The sequence below is a fragment of the Geomonas propionica genome, from assembly GCF_016458235.1.
Taxonomy (GTDB): domain Bacteria; phylum Desulfobacterota; class Desulfuromonadia; order Geobacterales; family Geobacteraceae; genus Geomonas; species Geomonas propionica.
Window position 1 is genome coordinate 76,881 of sequence record NZ_JAEMHK010000001.1, and the last position, 14,699, is coordinate 91,579.

The 14,699-nt window shown below is 63.9% G+C and carries 10 protein-coding genes; 2 read left to right on the forward strand and 8 right to left on the reverse strand.

The window, feature by feature from the left end; translation table 11 throughout:
• Position 1: 1 nt before the first annotated feature.
• The 6 genes from JFN90_RS00345 to JFN90_RS00370 form a co-directional block, all read right to left on the reverse strand.
• On the reverse strand, positions 2-2,251 hold the full coding sequence (locus JFN90_RS00345) for a GspE/PulE family protein (protein WP_199393117.1): 2,250 nt from the start codon (positions 2,249-2,251) through the stop codon (positions 2-4).
• A gap of 21 nt (positions 2,252-2,272) precedes the next feature.
• The gene (locus JFN90_RS00350) at positions 2,273-4,447 is read right to left on the reverse strand and encodes a putative bifunctional diguanylate cyclase/phosphodiesterase (protein ID WP_199393118.1); all 2,175 of its coding nucleotides are present in this window, start codon (positions 4,445-4,447) and stop codon (positions 2,273-2,275) included.
• 1 nt (position 4,448) lies between these two features.
• A complete protein-coding gene (locus tag JFN90_RS00355) occupies positions 4,449-5,015 on the reverse strand; it encodes a YfiR family protein (protein WP_236018784.1) in 567 nt (188 codons plus the stop codon).
• A gap of 13 nt (positions 5,016-5,028) precedes the next feature.
• Positions 5,029-7,083 (reverse strand): TonB-dependent receptor plug domain-containing protein, encoded by a 2,055-nt coding sequence (locus JFN90_RS00360; RefSeq protein WP_199393119.1) that lies wholly within the window; start codon positions 7,081-7,083, stop codon positions 5,029-5,031.
• Positions 7,084-7,585: 502 nt separating this feature from the next.
• A complete protein-coding gene (locus tag JFN90_RS00365) occupies positions 7,586-8,968 on the reverse strand; it encodes a sensor histidine kinase (protein ID WP_199393120.1) in 1,383 nt (460 codons plus the stop codon).
• A complete protein-coding gene (locus JFN90_RS00370) occupies positions 8,965-9,663 on the reverse strand; it encodes a response regulator (RefSeq protein WP_199393121.1) in 699 nt (232 codons plus the stop codon). The genes JFN90_RS00365 and JFN90_RS00370 overlap by 4 nt, the downstream gene beginning before the upstream one ends.
• A gap of 187 nt (positions 9,664-9,850) precedes the next feature.
• Here JFN90_RS00370 and JFN90_RS00375 point away from each other — a divergent pair, with 187 nt between their 5' ends.
• A complete protein-coding gene (locus JFN90_RS00375; RefSeq protein ID WP_199393122.1) occupies positions 9,851-10,258 on the forward strand; it encodes a hypothetical protein in 408 nt (135 codons plus the stop codon).
• Between the two features lie 307 nt (positions 10,259-10,565).
• Here JFN90_RS00375 and JFN90_RS00380 read toward each other — a convergent pair whose 3' ends face one another.
• Together JFN90_RS00380 and JFN90_RS00385 are read right to left on the reverse strand one after the other, a co-directional pair.
• A complete protein-coding gene (locus tag JFN90_RS00380; protein ID WP_236018786.1) occupies positions 10,566-12,863 on the reverse strand; it encodes a multicopper oxidase family protein in 2,298 nt (765 codons plus the stop codon).
• Between the two features lie 341 nt (positions 12,864-13,204).
• Positions 13,205-13,564, reverse strand: a complete 360-nt coding sequence (locus JFN90_RS00385) for a hypothetical protein (RefSeq protein WP_199393124.1) — start codon at positions 13,562-13,564, stop codon at positions 13,205-13,207.
• A gap of 390 nt (positions 13,565-13,954) precedes the next feature.
• On the opposite strand from JFN90_RS00385, the gene fabG reads away from it, so the two are divergent.
• Positions 13,955-14,683: a 3-oxoacyl-ACP reductase FabG gene (gene fabG / locus JFN90_RS00390; protein WP_199393125.1), complete on the forward strand. Its 729-nt coding sequence runs from the start codon at positions 13,955-13,957 to the stop codon at positions 14,681-14,683.
• The last annotated feature ends 16 nt before the right edge of the window (positions 14,684-14,699 follow it).

The window sequence follows — 14,699 nt, forward strand, 5'->3', positions numbered from 1 at the left end:
GCTACATGCAGACCTTCAGGATCTGCTCCAGGTCGGTCTCACCCTGCATCACCTTCAAGAGGCCGTCCATCTTCAGCGTCCACATCCCCTCATCCATGGCGATGGAGCGCAGCTCGTCCATCCCCACGCCGCGCCTGATGGCGGTCTTGACCCTGTCGGTCCCCACCATGAGCTCGTGCAGGGCGATGCGCCCCTTGTAGCCGGTGCCGCCGCACTCCTCGCACCCGACCGCCTTCATGAAGTTGGCTTCCTTGACGTCGGGCACCACCCCCTCCCGCTCGCCGTAAACCTGCTTCAGGGATGCCACCACATCGTCGTAGCGCTGGCGCTGGTCGCGCGCCGGCTTCTTGCAGGCCGGGCAGAGCTTTTTGGCCAGGCGCTGCGCCACGATGCCCAAAAGGGCGTCCGAGAAGTTGAAGGGGTCCATCCCCATCTCGATCAGGCGCACCGCCGCCTCTGGCGCGGAGTTGGTGTGCAGGGTGGAAAAGACCAGGTGCCCGGTGAGCGAGGCCTCGATGGCGATCTTGGAGGTCTCGGCGTCGCGCATCTCGCCGATCATGATCACGTCCGGGTCGGCGCGCAAAAAGGAGCGCAGCGCCTCGGCGAAGGTGAAGCCGATCTTCGCATTTACCTGCACCTGGCACAGGCCCACCTGGGTGATCTCGACGGGATCCTCCGCGGTCCAGATCTTGCGCTCCTGGGTGTTGATGTGCCCCAGCGCCGAATGCAACGTGGTGGTCTTGCCGGAGCCGGTAGGGCCGACGCAGAGGATGATGCCGTGCGGCTTCTCCAGGATGTCCACGAAACGCACCAGGTTGTGCGGCAAGAACCCCAGCCCCGGGAGGGGGAGCGGCTTGGACGCGGCTAAAAGCCGCAGTACCGCGCCTTCGCGCCCCCCGACCAGCGGGGTGATCTCGACGCGGTACTCGAGCATCTGCTGCCGGTAGCGGAGCAGGATCTTGCCGCTTTGCGGGCGTCGCCTTTCCGCTATGTTCAGGTCGGCCATGATCTTGATGCGTACCGTGATGGCACCCTTGTAGGAGGCGGCGACCTTGTGGGCATGGATGCACTCGCCGTCGATCCGGTAGCGGATGTTGAGCGGCTCACTGCCGGTGCCGGGCTCGAAATGGATGTCGGAGGCGCCGCGCCGGTAGGCGTCGATCAGGATCCGGTTCACCAGGGAGATGATCTTCGAGTCGGGCTCGAAGAGCAGGCGCGTGTCGTCCGCCTCCTCCTCGATGGTCACCGTCTCCGCCTCCCCTTTCATCGAGTTCAGCAGGGTGTCCACCGTCTCGATGCGGTTCCTATAGTACTTGTCGATGGCGACGGAGATCTGGCGCGACGAGGCGACCACCAGCTCGGGGGCGAAATTGGTGGAGAACCTCAGGTTGTCCCCGATGGTGAGGTCGGTGGGGGCGCAGGTGGCGACCACCAGCTTTCTCCCCTCCAGCGAGATCGGGAAGACCTTGAGCCTGGTGGCGAGCCCCTCGGAGATGGCGGCCAGGGCGGCGTCGGTGGGAATCACCGCCTCCAGGTTCACGAAGCGGAGCCGGAACTTGGTGGCGAGCGCCGACAGGAGCTGCTCCTCGGTGATGAGCCCCTTCATGATCAGGAGCTCCCCCACCTGCAGCTTCTTCCCCTTCTGGCTCTTGAAGGCCGCCTCGACCTGCTCCCTGGTGACCAGCCCCGACTCGACCAGGATGTCGCCTACCCGGGTGTGGTGCATCTCGTGCCTTTGTGCCTGTTCGTGCATTTCTCCCTCGTCCACCGCGTCAGCCAGCAAAATGGCCGCGTCCTCCCCTCCCCGCTGCGCCTGCTCCTGCTGCTTCAGCGCCGCCTCCAGCTTTTCGGTGGAGACATAGCCCTGGTCCTGGAGGATCTGGCCGGTGTAGCGGGCGTCCTGTCGGTAGCGCACCCCCGAATCGGTAAAGAACAGGGTCTGGCAGCTGTCCCCCTCCCCCGGCAACAGCCCCAGGAACCCTTTCAGGAACTTGCCGTTGGTGGGCACGTTGACCCGGAAGGTCTCACCGGCGATGGTCTGCACCTCCTCCAGGGTCTCGTTGCCGGCGCGCCCGATGCCGGCCGGCGGGCTCAGGAAGCGGATGTAGCAGATCTCGTCCAGGGAAAAGGTCAGCGTCTCGTTGCTCCCCTCGGTAAGCACCTCGACGTCGGTATCCTGATACTTGAAGGAACGGGTCAGGACCCCCTTGATCTCGTCCCCGGTCTTCAGTTTTATGGCAAGTTCGTTCATGTTACCTCCTCGGCTGGCGCGCTAGGCCTCGCCGCCGTTTACCAGGTGCCGCGCGATCCCACCCTCCAGGACCTCCGCGCCAGCGGTGTGCAACTGCAGGTGATCCTCGTCGGTGAAGAAGCGGGCGACGCGTTCCGCGTTCACCGGCCGCGACACCAGGAACCCCTGGATCTCGTGGCATCCCTGGTCCTTCAGCGTCTCCAGTTGCTCCACCGACTCCACTCCCTCGGCCACGATCTGCATCTTGAGGCTCTTGGCCATGGCGATGATGGCGGTCACGATGGCTTGATCCTCGGAGCTCTTCATCATGTTCAGGATGAAGGTCCGGTCGATCTTCAGGGTGTTGATGGGGAAACGGTGCAGGTAGGAAAGCGACGAGTACCCGGTGCCGAAATCGTCGACGGAGATGGTGATCCCCATGTCGCGCAACTCGCTCAGCACCCGGCAGGTGTACTCGTCGTTTTGCATCAGGGCGCTCTCGGTGATCTCTATCTCCAAAAGGGACGGGTCGAGCCCGGTGGCGCCCAGGACCGCGCAGATCGACTGCTTCACGTCCTGGCGCTGGAAATGGAAGGGGGAGAGGTTCACCGCCACCCGGACCGGCGCCAGGTTCGCCTCCTGCCACGCCACCGCCTGCAGGCACGCGGTGCGCATGACCCAGTCGGTCAGCTCCGCGATCATCCCCCCCTCTTCGGCGAGGCGGATGAACTTGTCCGGCGCCAGCATGCCCAGCTGCGGGTGCATCCAGCGCACCAGCGCCTCGACGCTGGTGACCTTGCCGGTCAAGAGGTCCACCTTGGGCTGGTAGTGCAGCACGAACTGCCCCAGCTCCACCGCCTGGCGCAGGTCGGCCAGCAGGGTGACCCGTTCGCTGGCGTGCTCGTTCATCTTCTTGTCGAAGAGCGCGTACACGTTCTTGCCGCACCCCTTGGCGTGGTACATGGCGATGTCCGCGTTCATGAGCAGCTCGTCCACGCTCCTGCCGTCGTGCGGGTAGAGGGTCACCCCGACGCTGGCGGTGACACGGATCTCGCTGGCGCCCAGCCGGAAGGGAGTGGCGAACAGGGCCACCAGCTTCTGGGCCACCACCGCCGCGTTCTCGGGGCTGCAGACGTTCTGGCAGAAGATGGTGAACTCGTCCCCGCCCAGGCGCGCCACCGTGTCGCAGCTGCGCACCACCGTGGCCAGCCGGCCCGCCACCTCGATGAGCAGCAGGTCGCCGGTGCGGTGCCCCAGGGTGTCGTTGATGTCCTTGAAGTGGTCCAGGTCGATGAAGATGACCGCGACCGACTCACGGGAACGTTCGGCGTGGAAGAGGGCCTGGGCCAGCCGGTCATAGAACAGGGTCCGGTTGGGGAGCCGGGTCAGCGGGTCGTAGTGGGCGAGCTGCTGCAGGTGCGCTTGGCGCTGCGTCAGGATCTGGTCCCGCTCCTCGATCTCCTGGAGCATGTTGTTGAAGCCGTCGTACAAAAGGCCGATCTCGTCGTCGCAGGGCTTGGTGACGCGCAGGGCGAAGTTCTTGCCGGCGGAGATCTCCTTCATGGCGGAGAGCAGCCCCAAAAGCGGCGCCGAGATCAACAGCTGCAGCCGGGCGGAGAACATGCAGAAGACCAGGAAGGTGACCGCCATGAACCCCAGCGCCACCAGAATGGTCCAACGCAGGCTGTGCAGGAATCCCCTGGCGTTGGCCTGAATGACCACCGTGCCGACCTGCTCGCCGTCCAGCCGGATCGGCTGCACCACGCTGGCGTAGCCGGACAGAAAGGAGCTCGTGTAGGCCTCCCCGGTCACCTGCTGCATCGCCCGCGCCACGTCGTCCGCCGAGGCCCAGCCGGGGAGGTATTCCAGCGGCAGCGCTGCGTGCTCCGCTTGGGCGGCGTGGTAGCGCACGAGCAGGCGCCCTTCCTGGTTAAGGATGTAGACCGCAAGGATGTTGCTTTTCTGGGTGAGGGGCCGGATGGTCTCCTGCACCGACTTCGGGTCGTTGAAGACCAGCGCCGTGGCGCTGTTTTTGCCTATGAGATCGGCGAGGGAGACCAGGTACTCCTGCTGGTCCCGGTACAGGACCTTGGCCTCGCGGGTCACGAAAAAGATGGAGGAAACGAAAAGGGTGGCCGTGCAGCAGCTCATGATGATCAGCATCAGTTTGCGCTGCAACGGCAGATTCCTGATGAACTTTTTGCCCCGTTGCCTCATGTCAATCACCCTCGCGTACGATTCTGGCCAGCTTCAAAAGCTGCGAACTGATCTTGAAGCGGGACTGCTGCGCCGCCCTGACGTTGATCTCAAAGCGCACCCTCCCCTCGATCTCCACGAGGCCGATGATCCCCCCGAGCCTCGCGAAGTCGGGTTGATCGCTCACCGTCAACAGCGACCTCCTGCGCGCCTGGTCCAATATGCCGGCCAGATAGCGCTTCTCCACCCCGCTCACCACCAACAGGTGACACTCCCCCAGTTCCTCGCCCGGCTGCACCCGCTTGACATGCAGGGGATGTCCCAGCACCGTCTTGCCCCGGTACTGCTCCAGCGCCGCCGTGAAGGGGCCGCGCCCGAGGCTGCAGACCATGAGCGGCGCTCCGCTCCCGGAGAAGGCGTCGGCGGGCCACTCGATGTACTTGGCCATGTTGAACACCATGGCCCCCTTCACCTGGTATTCCTGCGGCGCTTCCGCGCCCAGGCGCCCCGGGGTGGCGAGAAGCAGGCAGAGGAGGACCGGGAGCAAAAGCCCGGGACAGCGCCTCCATATGCGTGGCATTACTGGCATCGGCACCCTCTTCCTAGAACCGGTAGCTGAACAGGAGCCGATAGGTCCTGCCGTCCTGGGGGATCAGGCTCTGCACGTGATCGGTAGTGGCCGGGTCCTCGAGGCGCCGGTCCAGGAGGTTGTAAATCGAGAAGGATGCCTCCAGCCCCGGCAACAACCCCGTCGACGAGAGGGTGGCGTTGCTGACCAGGTATCCCGGGGAGGCGACCTGGGCGCCGTTGTGGGTGAATTCGCGCCGGCTCACCCCCTGCAGCTCGATGCCCGCGAAGACCTTCTTGAGGTACAGGGGGGCGGTCAGGTTCAGCTTCACCAGGTGGCGCGGGGAGTAATCGAGCCCCTGATCGGTCTGCTGGTCCCGGGCGGAGACGAAGCCGTAGCTGCCGCGCGCCGCGTAGCCGCTGTTCCACTGTCCCTCGATCTCGAACTCGCCCCCCACGGCCTTGACCCGCTCCACGTTGGCGAAGGCCACCTGGGTCGGCGACACGTCCTGATAGCTGATCAGGTTGTCGATCTTGTTGTAGAACAGGCTCGCGCTGGTGCGCACCACGTCGCCGTAGTACTGCTCGTAGATCGCCTCGTAGCTGCGCACCGTTTCCGGTTGGAGCGCCGGTCTGGTGGCGTAGCCGTTGAACACGTCGTTGTAGTAGAGCTCGTAGGCGTTGGGCGCCCGGAAGGCCTGGCCGTAGACCAGCTTGAACACGCTCCCCTCGACCGGGGTGTAGATGAGCGCCAGGCGCGGGCTGGTGGCCCCGCCGAAGGTCTCGTAGTGATCGTAGCGGATCCCCGCGTTCAGGATCAGCGTGTCCAGGATGCGCAACTCGGCCTGGCCGAACAGGGCGTAGAAGACGTCGCCGTGCCTGTTGTCCAGCGCGCGCCCCCCCGGCACCGCGTCGTAGTTGGGGATGTCCATCTGGAAGTCGTCACGGAACATCACCCCCCCGGTCAGTTGCAGGCGCGGCAGGAGCTGGCGGCTCGCCTGCACTTCGGTGCCCCACCAGCGCGCCAGGTGGTCGTCGCGGTTCACGTAGGTCGCGGGGTAAAAGGGAGGATCGTCGCCGGTCTTCTCGTAGGCGAAATTCCCGGTGAAGCGGAACTCGTCGTAGAAGAGCCGGGCGGTAACGCCGGTGCCGGCGATCGCCTTGTCGTAGCGGAGGTCGAGAAAGCTCCTGCGGTCGTTGGACTTGGTGCGCGGGTCGTTGAAGAGGGTGCCGAAGGAGGCGGTGGGGATCCTCTTGTCACGCGAAACCAGGGCGCCGGTCAGGGTGAGGTCCTGCAGGTGCCCGGAGAGGAACAGCGAGTAGTTGCGGTCCCGGTCCATATTGCCGGCGATGCCGTTGTTGGTGGCAGGATCGTTGAACGCGGGAAAGAAAAGGCGGTCGTTGCCCCGGCTGGAGTAGCCGGAACCGGAAAGGACGATCTCGCCGCCGTTGAAGAACTTGCCGTAGGTGATGCGACCGGAGCCGGTCTGCTGGCTGCCCCAGCCCCCGCCGACCTCGACTCCTTCCAGCTGCTTGGCGGTCTTGCTGATGACGTTGATGACGCCGAAGAAGGCGCCGGCGCCGTAGAGCGAGGAACTGGGCCCGCGGATGACCTCGATCCGGTCGATGAGCGCCATGTCGAGGATGAATTCGGTGCCGATGGAGGCCGACTCGTAGATGGCGTCGTTGATGCGGTGCCCGTCCACCAGGAGCAGCAGCCGGGTGTTGTAGTCGCCGGGGCGGTTGAAGCCGCGGGTCCCTATGTAGCTGTAGTTTCGATCGTAGGTGGTGAAGAAGCCGCGGGTCGCGTTGAGGACGTCGGCCAAGGTGCGCCAGCCGTAACGCCTGATCTCCTCCGAGGTGACCACGGTCACCGACGCGGGCGCCTCGGTCACCACCTGCTCGAACTTGGAGACCCCGTACACCTTCTCCACCTTGAGGTTGGTGAGCTGCTCCAGGTCCATCGACTCGAGGTCGGACGGCGCCGGCTGCTCAGCGCCTTCCTGGGCGAGCGCCGCCGTCGCGCACAGCAGCGACAGCAGCAGTGCGCCGGCCAGGGCCAGCCTCGGCCTGGAACGGTATCTTCTCATCGTCTTCCTCCAGCATTTCTGCTTCTTCAACACCTGTGCCGCTGGTTGGGACAACGAGCCTGTGGAAGAAGGCGCGGCAGTTACTCAAAGATTCCCGAGTAACGCGCTGACGGGTAATGGATCATTTAATATTTTATTATTATTGTCAACGATTAATACGTTTATCAATTGGGCATTTACGACAACAACAGGCAAAGAAAAAACAATAATCATTAAGTTATTGCAACTACGTTGTGCTAACTACGCATTATGACTTGTGGCGGCGTCGCGAGGAAGCGTTCACACTGTAGATGCAATGCAATTAAGGGACAAAGCCTGTTGCCAGTGTTCTTTCGCCGCAGCTGTCACATTCTTCTCATCGGTCGATGTGTCCTCAAACTTAGGGCCGGATCGTTTATTGTGGTTTTCGGGTGGGAAAGAGATGGGAGAAGTAGAACGGGCGAATGATTATTCGCCCCTACAGGTGCTCACTCCCCCTCCCGCAAGGGGAGGGGGGACCCGATCAACGGGGCAGGGTGACGCGAACCTGGAAAGCGCCGGGGACGTTGCGGGCCTCGATGCGCCCCTGGTGCAGCGCGACGATCTTGCGGGCGATGGCGAGCCCCAGGCCGCTCCCCTCCGCCGCTGCGCGTTTGCCGCGGTAAAAAGGCGCGAAGATGTCGGCGAGCTCCCGCTCGTCGAGCGACTCGTGGTCGTTAGTGACCCTGAGCTCTATGTCGTCCTCGCGCCGGTCCAGCTCCACCAGGACCTCGGCGCCAGGCTCCCCGTGCAGCACGGCGTTCTCCAAGAGGTTCTTGAAGGCGATGCGCAACAGCTCCTCGTTGCCGGCAACCGGCTCGGCAGCGGCTAGAGCCAGCCGGATCGAGATACCCCGGCTCTTCGCCAGGGGCCCCACCGTTCTCGCCAGAGCTGAGATCACGTCCGCGACATCGACCCGCTCCCCGGTCTGCAGGGGGGCCTGCAGATCGAGCCGCGCGTAACGCAGAATGTCACCCACCAAGCGGTCCGCCTCCTCGATGTCCTCCCAGATCGCCTCCAGCATCTCCTTGGCGTCTTCACGGTCGCCGCGCGCCAGGGCGCCGTCCAGGCACTCACCGGCCACTCTGATGCGCGCCAGGGGGCTGCGCAATTCGTGAGAGACGTTGGCGGTGAGTTCGCGGCCGCCGCGCACCATCCGCTCCGCCGTTTCCGCCATATGGTTGAAGGCGCGCGCCAGGCGCCCGATCTCGTCGCGCTCCGAGAGTTCCGCCCGCGCCGACAGATCGCCGGCCGCGATACGCAGGGCTGATTCCTCCAGGCGTTTCAGGGGGCGGGTGATGCGCAGGGTGAGCGGTACCGCCAGCAGCGCCACCAGGGCGCCTATCAGGGCCAGCCCGCCGGCAAAGCCCCCGATCGGGAAGGTCCCGCCGTGGCGCTGTGACAGCAGGTGCAGCAGCAGGGGGCGGTGCTCCGGCCCGATGGACACCGGCAGCGCCGCGTACCAGGGGAAGCCACCGCGCGGGTCGATGGTCACGCTCACGCCATCGTGCATCCCGGTCCTTTTGGGGATCCGCTCGATCTCCGGGGCGCGTCCCCCGGGAAAGGAGGCGGCGAGGATTTCGCCTGCGGCGCCGGTGACCCAGACCTTGGCGTTGCTGCTCGCCGCAAGCCTTGCCACCGCGTCGCGCAGCGCGGCATCCTCGCCGGAGCCCGTCGTGAGGGAAGCCTGCACCGACGCTGCCAGGAAATCGGCGGCGACGTGGCTGCTCTGGGCCACCGACTTCGCCACGTACTGCCGGTGGCTTTCCCCGACCACGAACAGGAAGAGGACGAAGATGAGCGCCTCGGTGACCGCGAGGGCCAGGCACCAGTGCAGCAGGATCTTGAGGTAGAGGCTCCTGATCACGGCTCATCCACCTCGAACATGTAGCCGGAGCCCCACACCGTCTTGATGCAGCGCTTGCCGCCGGAGAGCTGCTCGGTCTTGGTGCGCAGCTTGCTGATATGGACGTCGATACTGCGGTCGAAGGGGCCGAAATCCTTGCCGCGGGCGTAGTTCAAAAGCATCTCGCGGCTGAGCACCGTGCCGGGAAGGCTCATCAGGGCCTCGAGGAGACGGTGCTCGGTGGCGGAGAGTTCCACCTCCTGACCGTCGCGGGAAACGCTGCGCCGCTTGCGCAGCAGTACGAAGCCGCCCGCCTCGATGCGGTCCGTGGCGTCGGCGCGCGGGGCCTGGCTGCGCCTGAGCACCGCGTTGATGCGGGCCACCAGCTCGCGCGGGTTGAACGGTTTGGGAAGGTAGTCGTCGGCGCCCAGTTCGAGCCCCGAGATGCGGTCCTCGTCGTCCCCCTTGGCCGTCAGCATGATCACCGGCACCGCGCTCTGCTGCCGGACCCGTTTCAGGATCTCCAGGCCGCTTTCCCCCGGCAGCATGATATCGAGGATGATCACCGCCGGCTCCTGTTCGCGCAAGGCCTGCGCGACCTCAGTTCCGTCCGGGAATTCCCTGGTAACAAAGCCCTGGTCCCCGAGGAACTTGGCCACCAGGCGCCTCAGCTTGACGTCATCGTCGACCAGGAAAATGATTTTGCTCTCGTTCACACCCCGCCTCCGTTTATTCCTTGGCGGCATAGTAGCAGGGAACAGGGCGACTCTCGCGTTTTTTACGTTTTTTTTACATAGGTCACATACTTTTTTTACAACTTCGGGTTACCTTGTCGCTACCAACCAACCACCGGCAACCCGCGGTCGTGATCCGACGGCCAGACAAGGAAACAAAGGAGCAGCAATGAGCCAAATCGAAGTGAGCGAAGAGATCCTCCGTAACTTTCACCTTTTTTGGGAAAACTATCCCGCGCCCGTCATGCTGATCCACAAGGACAGAACCATCCTGGCTGTGAACCGCGCGGCGCAGACCGTCGGCTACCCGACCGGCCTCAGGTGTGTCGATCTGGGCGAGAAGAAGCATCACGCCGGTTGCCGCGCCAACGTCGCCCTGCGCGACAAGATCGGGGTGCGTGACACCGCCTGGTACGACTTCTGCTCCGCCGTCCTGGACGCCTATTGGATTCCGCTGGCCGGTGCCGAGGACTTCTACGTCCACTTCTCCAACGACATCACCGCGTTCGCCTCCGAGAGGATGATCCCCAAGGATGACTGCTCCGGCGGCTGCGCCAGCTGTGGCGGGCACGAGTAGCTTCGGGGCGCCAAAATCCCCCCTGTCCCCCCTTTCACAAGGGGGGGACGCGAGGGCACCTGCAGCACTTTGTAGCGCAGCTGAACCTTTGACCGGTGCAGAAGAACCGCCCGCGCCGCGAGCCGATCCGCCGTCTCCATCCACATAAAGAGAGGGACTATGCCGATGCATAGCCCCTCTCTTTGTTCGCCCCTAAATGGCGCCCCTCTTTTTGTTCGCCCGACTGGTGATGCACCAGCGTCCCCCCCCTTGTCAAAGGGGGGACAGGGGGGATTTGCCTTTCCCCCCGATCCCGGAAAAACCTATCTCAATAATCCGTCCCCATCACGTAGCTGCGCACCGCAGTCGCGAGCGGCACCATCTGGGTCGGCCGCATCATCTCGTTGTCCTCATGGTCGATGATGTGGCAATGCCATACGTAGCCGTTGCCACCGTTGGGATCGAAGGCGAAGGAGGCCGCGCCGGCCGCGGTCTGCGCAGGGAGATCGGTAGGAGCCCAACGCACCGCGATCCGGGTCACCTGACCGGGAAGAGCCTGGATGGTATCCTTCCACCCCGCTTCCTGCGGCAGCGCCGGGGTTGCCGGCCCTTGCAGATAGATCGGTTTGCCGTTTTTGCCAAGAAGAGCGACGTCGGGGTTGCCACCCACCGCCCTCGTGTTGGCCGGGTTGCCGTCGTAGCTCTGCGGCGGCCCGAAACCGGGGATGTAGACACCAGCTGGATAAGGCAGCCCTGTCATCGGGTCGTATCCTCCGCCGGGGAAGGCGGCCGCGTACACCGCGCCGTAGGCCTTGGTGTCGAGGCCCTGCCGGTTGATGAGCTGGAACTGCGCCAGGTGCAGGTGAATGGGATGCGCGTCGGCGGTGAGGTTGACGATCTCCCAAACCTCGGTCTCACCCTCTTTGGGCATCTCGGAGATGAAGTTCCCCGTGGCATCCGCACTGAAACCCGGGATCGGCGTGGACTGGTACATCCCGTTCATGACGCCGGTCACCCGCTTGCCGTTCCACTTGGTGTTGTTGACCAGGATCTCCAGCGGCCCGCCAGGGTAGGCGGTCAGGGCTCCCGTCACCGGGTCTATCGCGGTCTGAGGCATCCCCATCACCTCGTTCAGGGTAAGCTGGCGGGTCTTCTGGACCGTTACGCCAGCGGCCAGGGTCCCCGCCGTCGGGTTGGCCAGCCTGACCAGCGCCGGCCCCTGCCCCACCGCGCCGCGCAGGGTTGAGCCGACCTGGGCCGGGTTGAAGGAGGTGTCGGCAGCCGGCGCCGCGCCGACCTTGAACATCATGATGCGTCCCGTGGTGTTGCCGTTCGGGGTGCCGCCGGCCGGGTAGGGAGTCTTGGCCGTGTTGCGCAGCAGCCAGGTGCCCGAATAGACAAGACCGTTGGGGCCCTTCACCCCGGCCTGGTAGCCGGCGAAGTCGACGATGACCTGGTAGCGCTCACCCGGCATCATGACCAATTTCCCCCCAAGGGCGGGATCGAGCTTGGCGGGGCGATCGAGATACCCGCCGTCGGTCCCGATCACGTACAGCGGGGGGCCGAGGTTCTTGGAGACCGGGTCCACCAGCGCCATTTCGTAGGTCCTCGCGTTGGAGCCGTTCAGGAACAGGAAGGTGTAACGCTTGGCGTCCACGCTTTTGTAGGGCCAGGACTTGCCGTTGACGACGATGACATCCCCCACGAACTCCGGGTTCCAGTAGGGGTGGTCCGGGTTCAGTGCCCAGAGTACGCCGCCGGCGCTGGCTGCGGTGAAGAAGAGCTGCCCGTTGCTGTCGAACATGCGGTCCTGGACCACCAGCGGTACCAGTTCCGGCAGGTTGGCGGGATCCCGCGCGGGATCGCTGACCATGTAGGCGCCGGCGAGCCCGGCATAGACGTTCAGGCGGGTGGCGCCCAGGGTGTGGTCGTGGAACCAGATCGGCGCCCCTTCCTGGGTGTTCGGGTAACGGTAGATGGCGTAGTTCGACGCGGTCGCACCGTCCCTGCTGTAGAAGGACGCCCCTTTCATGGTGCCGTCGCTGGTAAACCAGGAATCGGGTCCGCCGTCCAGCTGCGGCGGCACTTCGCCCCCGTGCAGGTGGACCGCCGCCGGGATGGGCGCATCGAAGGTCTCCCCGTAGTTCGAGGCGCACTCGCTCCCCGGTGCCGGAGGCATCGCCATGTGGGCGCACATGCTTTCCCCGCCGTTGAGCGGGTCAGCCCAGTGCAGCGTCTGGTCGGTGCTGTAGCGATAGGCGAGCACGTTGGTGGTTTTCACCGTCGGGAGTTGGTTCACGAACTTCATCTCGGTGGGGATGCCGCGCGTGGCGACGACGACGGGGCCGATGAAGGATTGCCGCCCGGGGATCATCCCGTCGGCCGTCTGCGCCGCCACCTGTCCCGGCTGGAGATAGCCCCAGACCCAGGTCCCGGTGTAGCCCGGGACCGCGTTGGCGGGGAGGACCATGCTCTTGAACTCCTTCATGCGGAGCTCGACGGCGTTGGGTCCCGCCGGCACTACGTCAAGGTTCGGCAGAGCATCAACGAACTGTGGGATAGCCGATGCAGGTAATGGCAGCTGCGGTGTCACACCTCCCCAGGCACTGACAAGGTGTGAAGTCATGATAGCAACAGCACCTACAGTAACTACGAGAAGTCGCCCTTTCATAAAGTCCTCCCCCTACCCGAATTTCACAAACACAATATTAAAAGAGCAACATGCGTGCCTTCACTCAACAAAGTCGTTTTTCCTGACTTTAACGACCGACGTAAGATGACCTTGTCGTTTTTTGGTACAGTGTCAGTTGAGGGAAACTGTTAGATTGTCGTATTTTTTGCACCCTTTTACTCCAGTACGACAGCAGGCATTGCCAGTGCGCAGAGCGAAAAAAAAGGGGCCAGGTTTTCACCTGGCCCCTTTACTCAGTTAGTTGATGGATGCGCGATCGCGGCTCGCGGCCCGCCCTACTCCGGCAGGTACTCCGCCGCGCCGATCTCGGTAAGGTAGAGCCGGACCGTGATGGAGCAGGCGGCGCCGAGCCCGTTCACCAGTGCTACCATCTTGTCGAGGATGGCGGCGGCCAGCTTGTTCTCCCTCGCCGTGCGGGGTCCGAGGCTTTTGGCCAGCACGATCAGGCGAATGTCCGCGCCGGTGTCCCGGTTGCTGGCCTGGGAGAACTGCAGCGAGATCTGCTCCGGCTTGAGGATTGCCATCTTGCCGCCGCGAATCTCCAGCAACTCCGAAATGATGGAAGGGAGCTCTCTGGCCAGGCCGTCAAGCACCTCGTCATTCACATTTGCTTTGTGGACTATCGCGACATTCATGATCACTTCCTCCTTGTGCAGTGTAAGCGGTAAACAATCGGGCCAGTATAGAAGAAAACTGCACAGACATCAACACCGAGATGGCATCTGCTGCAATCTTTCCAGGAGTATCAAATAGAAAGGGATCAGACATAGTCCGGTTCGTTTGAGTGCTGCGGCTTTGCCGATAGTTCTGCGAGACTGATCATACGGTGCTCTTTGCCATCAATTTTCCGGTCGCCGCAACCTTACCGCTGCCATCGCACATGGCAGTCTTTAAACTGCCCGTCGCTGGTGCTCTTTCCGCCCGATCCGCCATGCCTTTTATATTGCCCAGAGGCGCAATCTCTTGTATAAATGGCTGCCTCTGCAACACCTTGAACTCCAACGCTGAAGGCGGTTTTACAGCATATGTCCTCTAGAAAGATCGCACTGGTGACCGGAGCGAGCAAAGGTATCGGAGCAGCCATCGCCCTGACCCTTGCGCGCGACGGCTTCGATATCTGGCTCAACTACCGGTCCGACCACGCCGCCGCCACGGAAGTGGCGCGCCAGGTAGAGGCGACCGGGGCCTCCTGCCGGCTGGTCTGCTGCGACGTCGCCGACGCGGGCGCCGTCAAGGAGACGCTGGGACCGCTGCTTGAAAAGGAGTCCCCGGAGGTGCTGGTCAACAACGCCGGCCACGCCAAGGACACCCTCATGGTCTGGATGGCGGAGGACGAGTGGAAGGACGTCCTGTCCGTGCACCTGGACGGCTTCTTCCTGGTGACCAAGCTGGTGCTGGTCGGCATGCTCAAGAGGCGCAGCGGCCGGGTGATCAACATCGCCTCGACCTCCGGGCAAAGCGGCGTGGCGGGCCAGGTGAACTACTCGGCCGCCAAGGCGGGGCTGATCGGCGCCACCAAGGCGCTCGCCCTGGAGACCGCCAAGCGCAAGATCCTGGTCAACGCGGTCTCCCCCGGCTTCATCGAGACCGACATGGTGGCCGGGCTCCCCAAGGAGAAGATTGTCCCGATGATTCCGCTCGGGCGTATCGGCACCCCCCAGGAAGTGGCCGAGGTGGTCTCCTTCCTCGCCTCGGACAAGGCATCCTACATCACCGGACAGGTGATCGCGGTCAACGGCGGCATTTACCTGTAAGCGTTCCACAGCAACA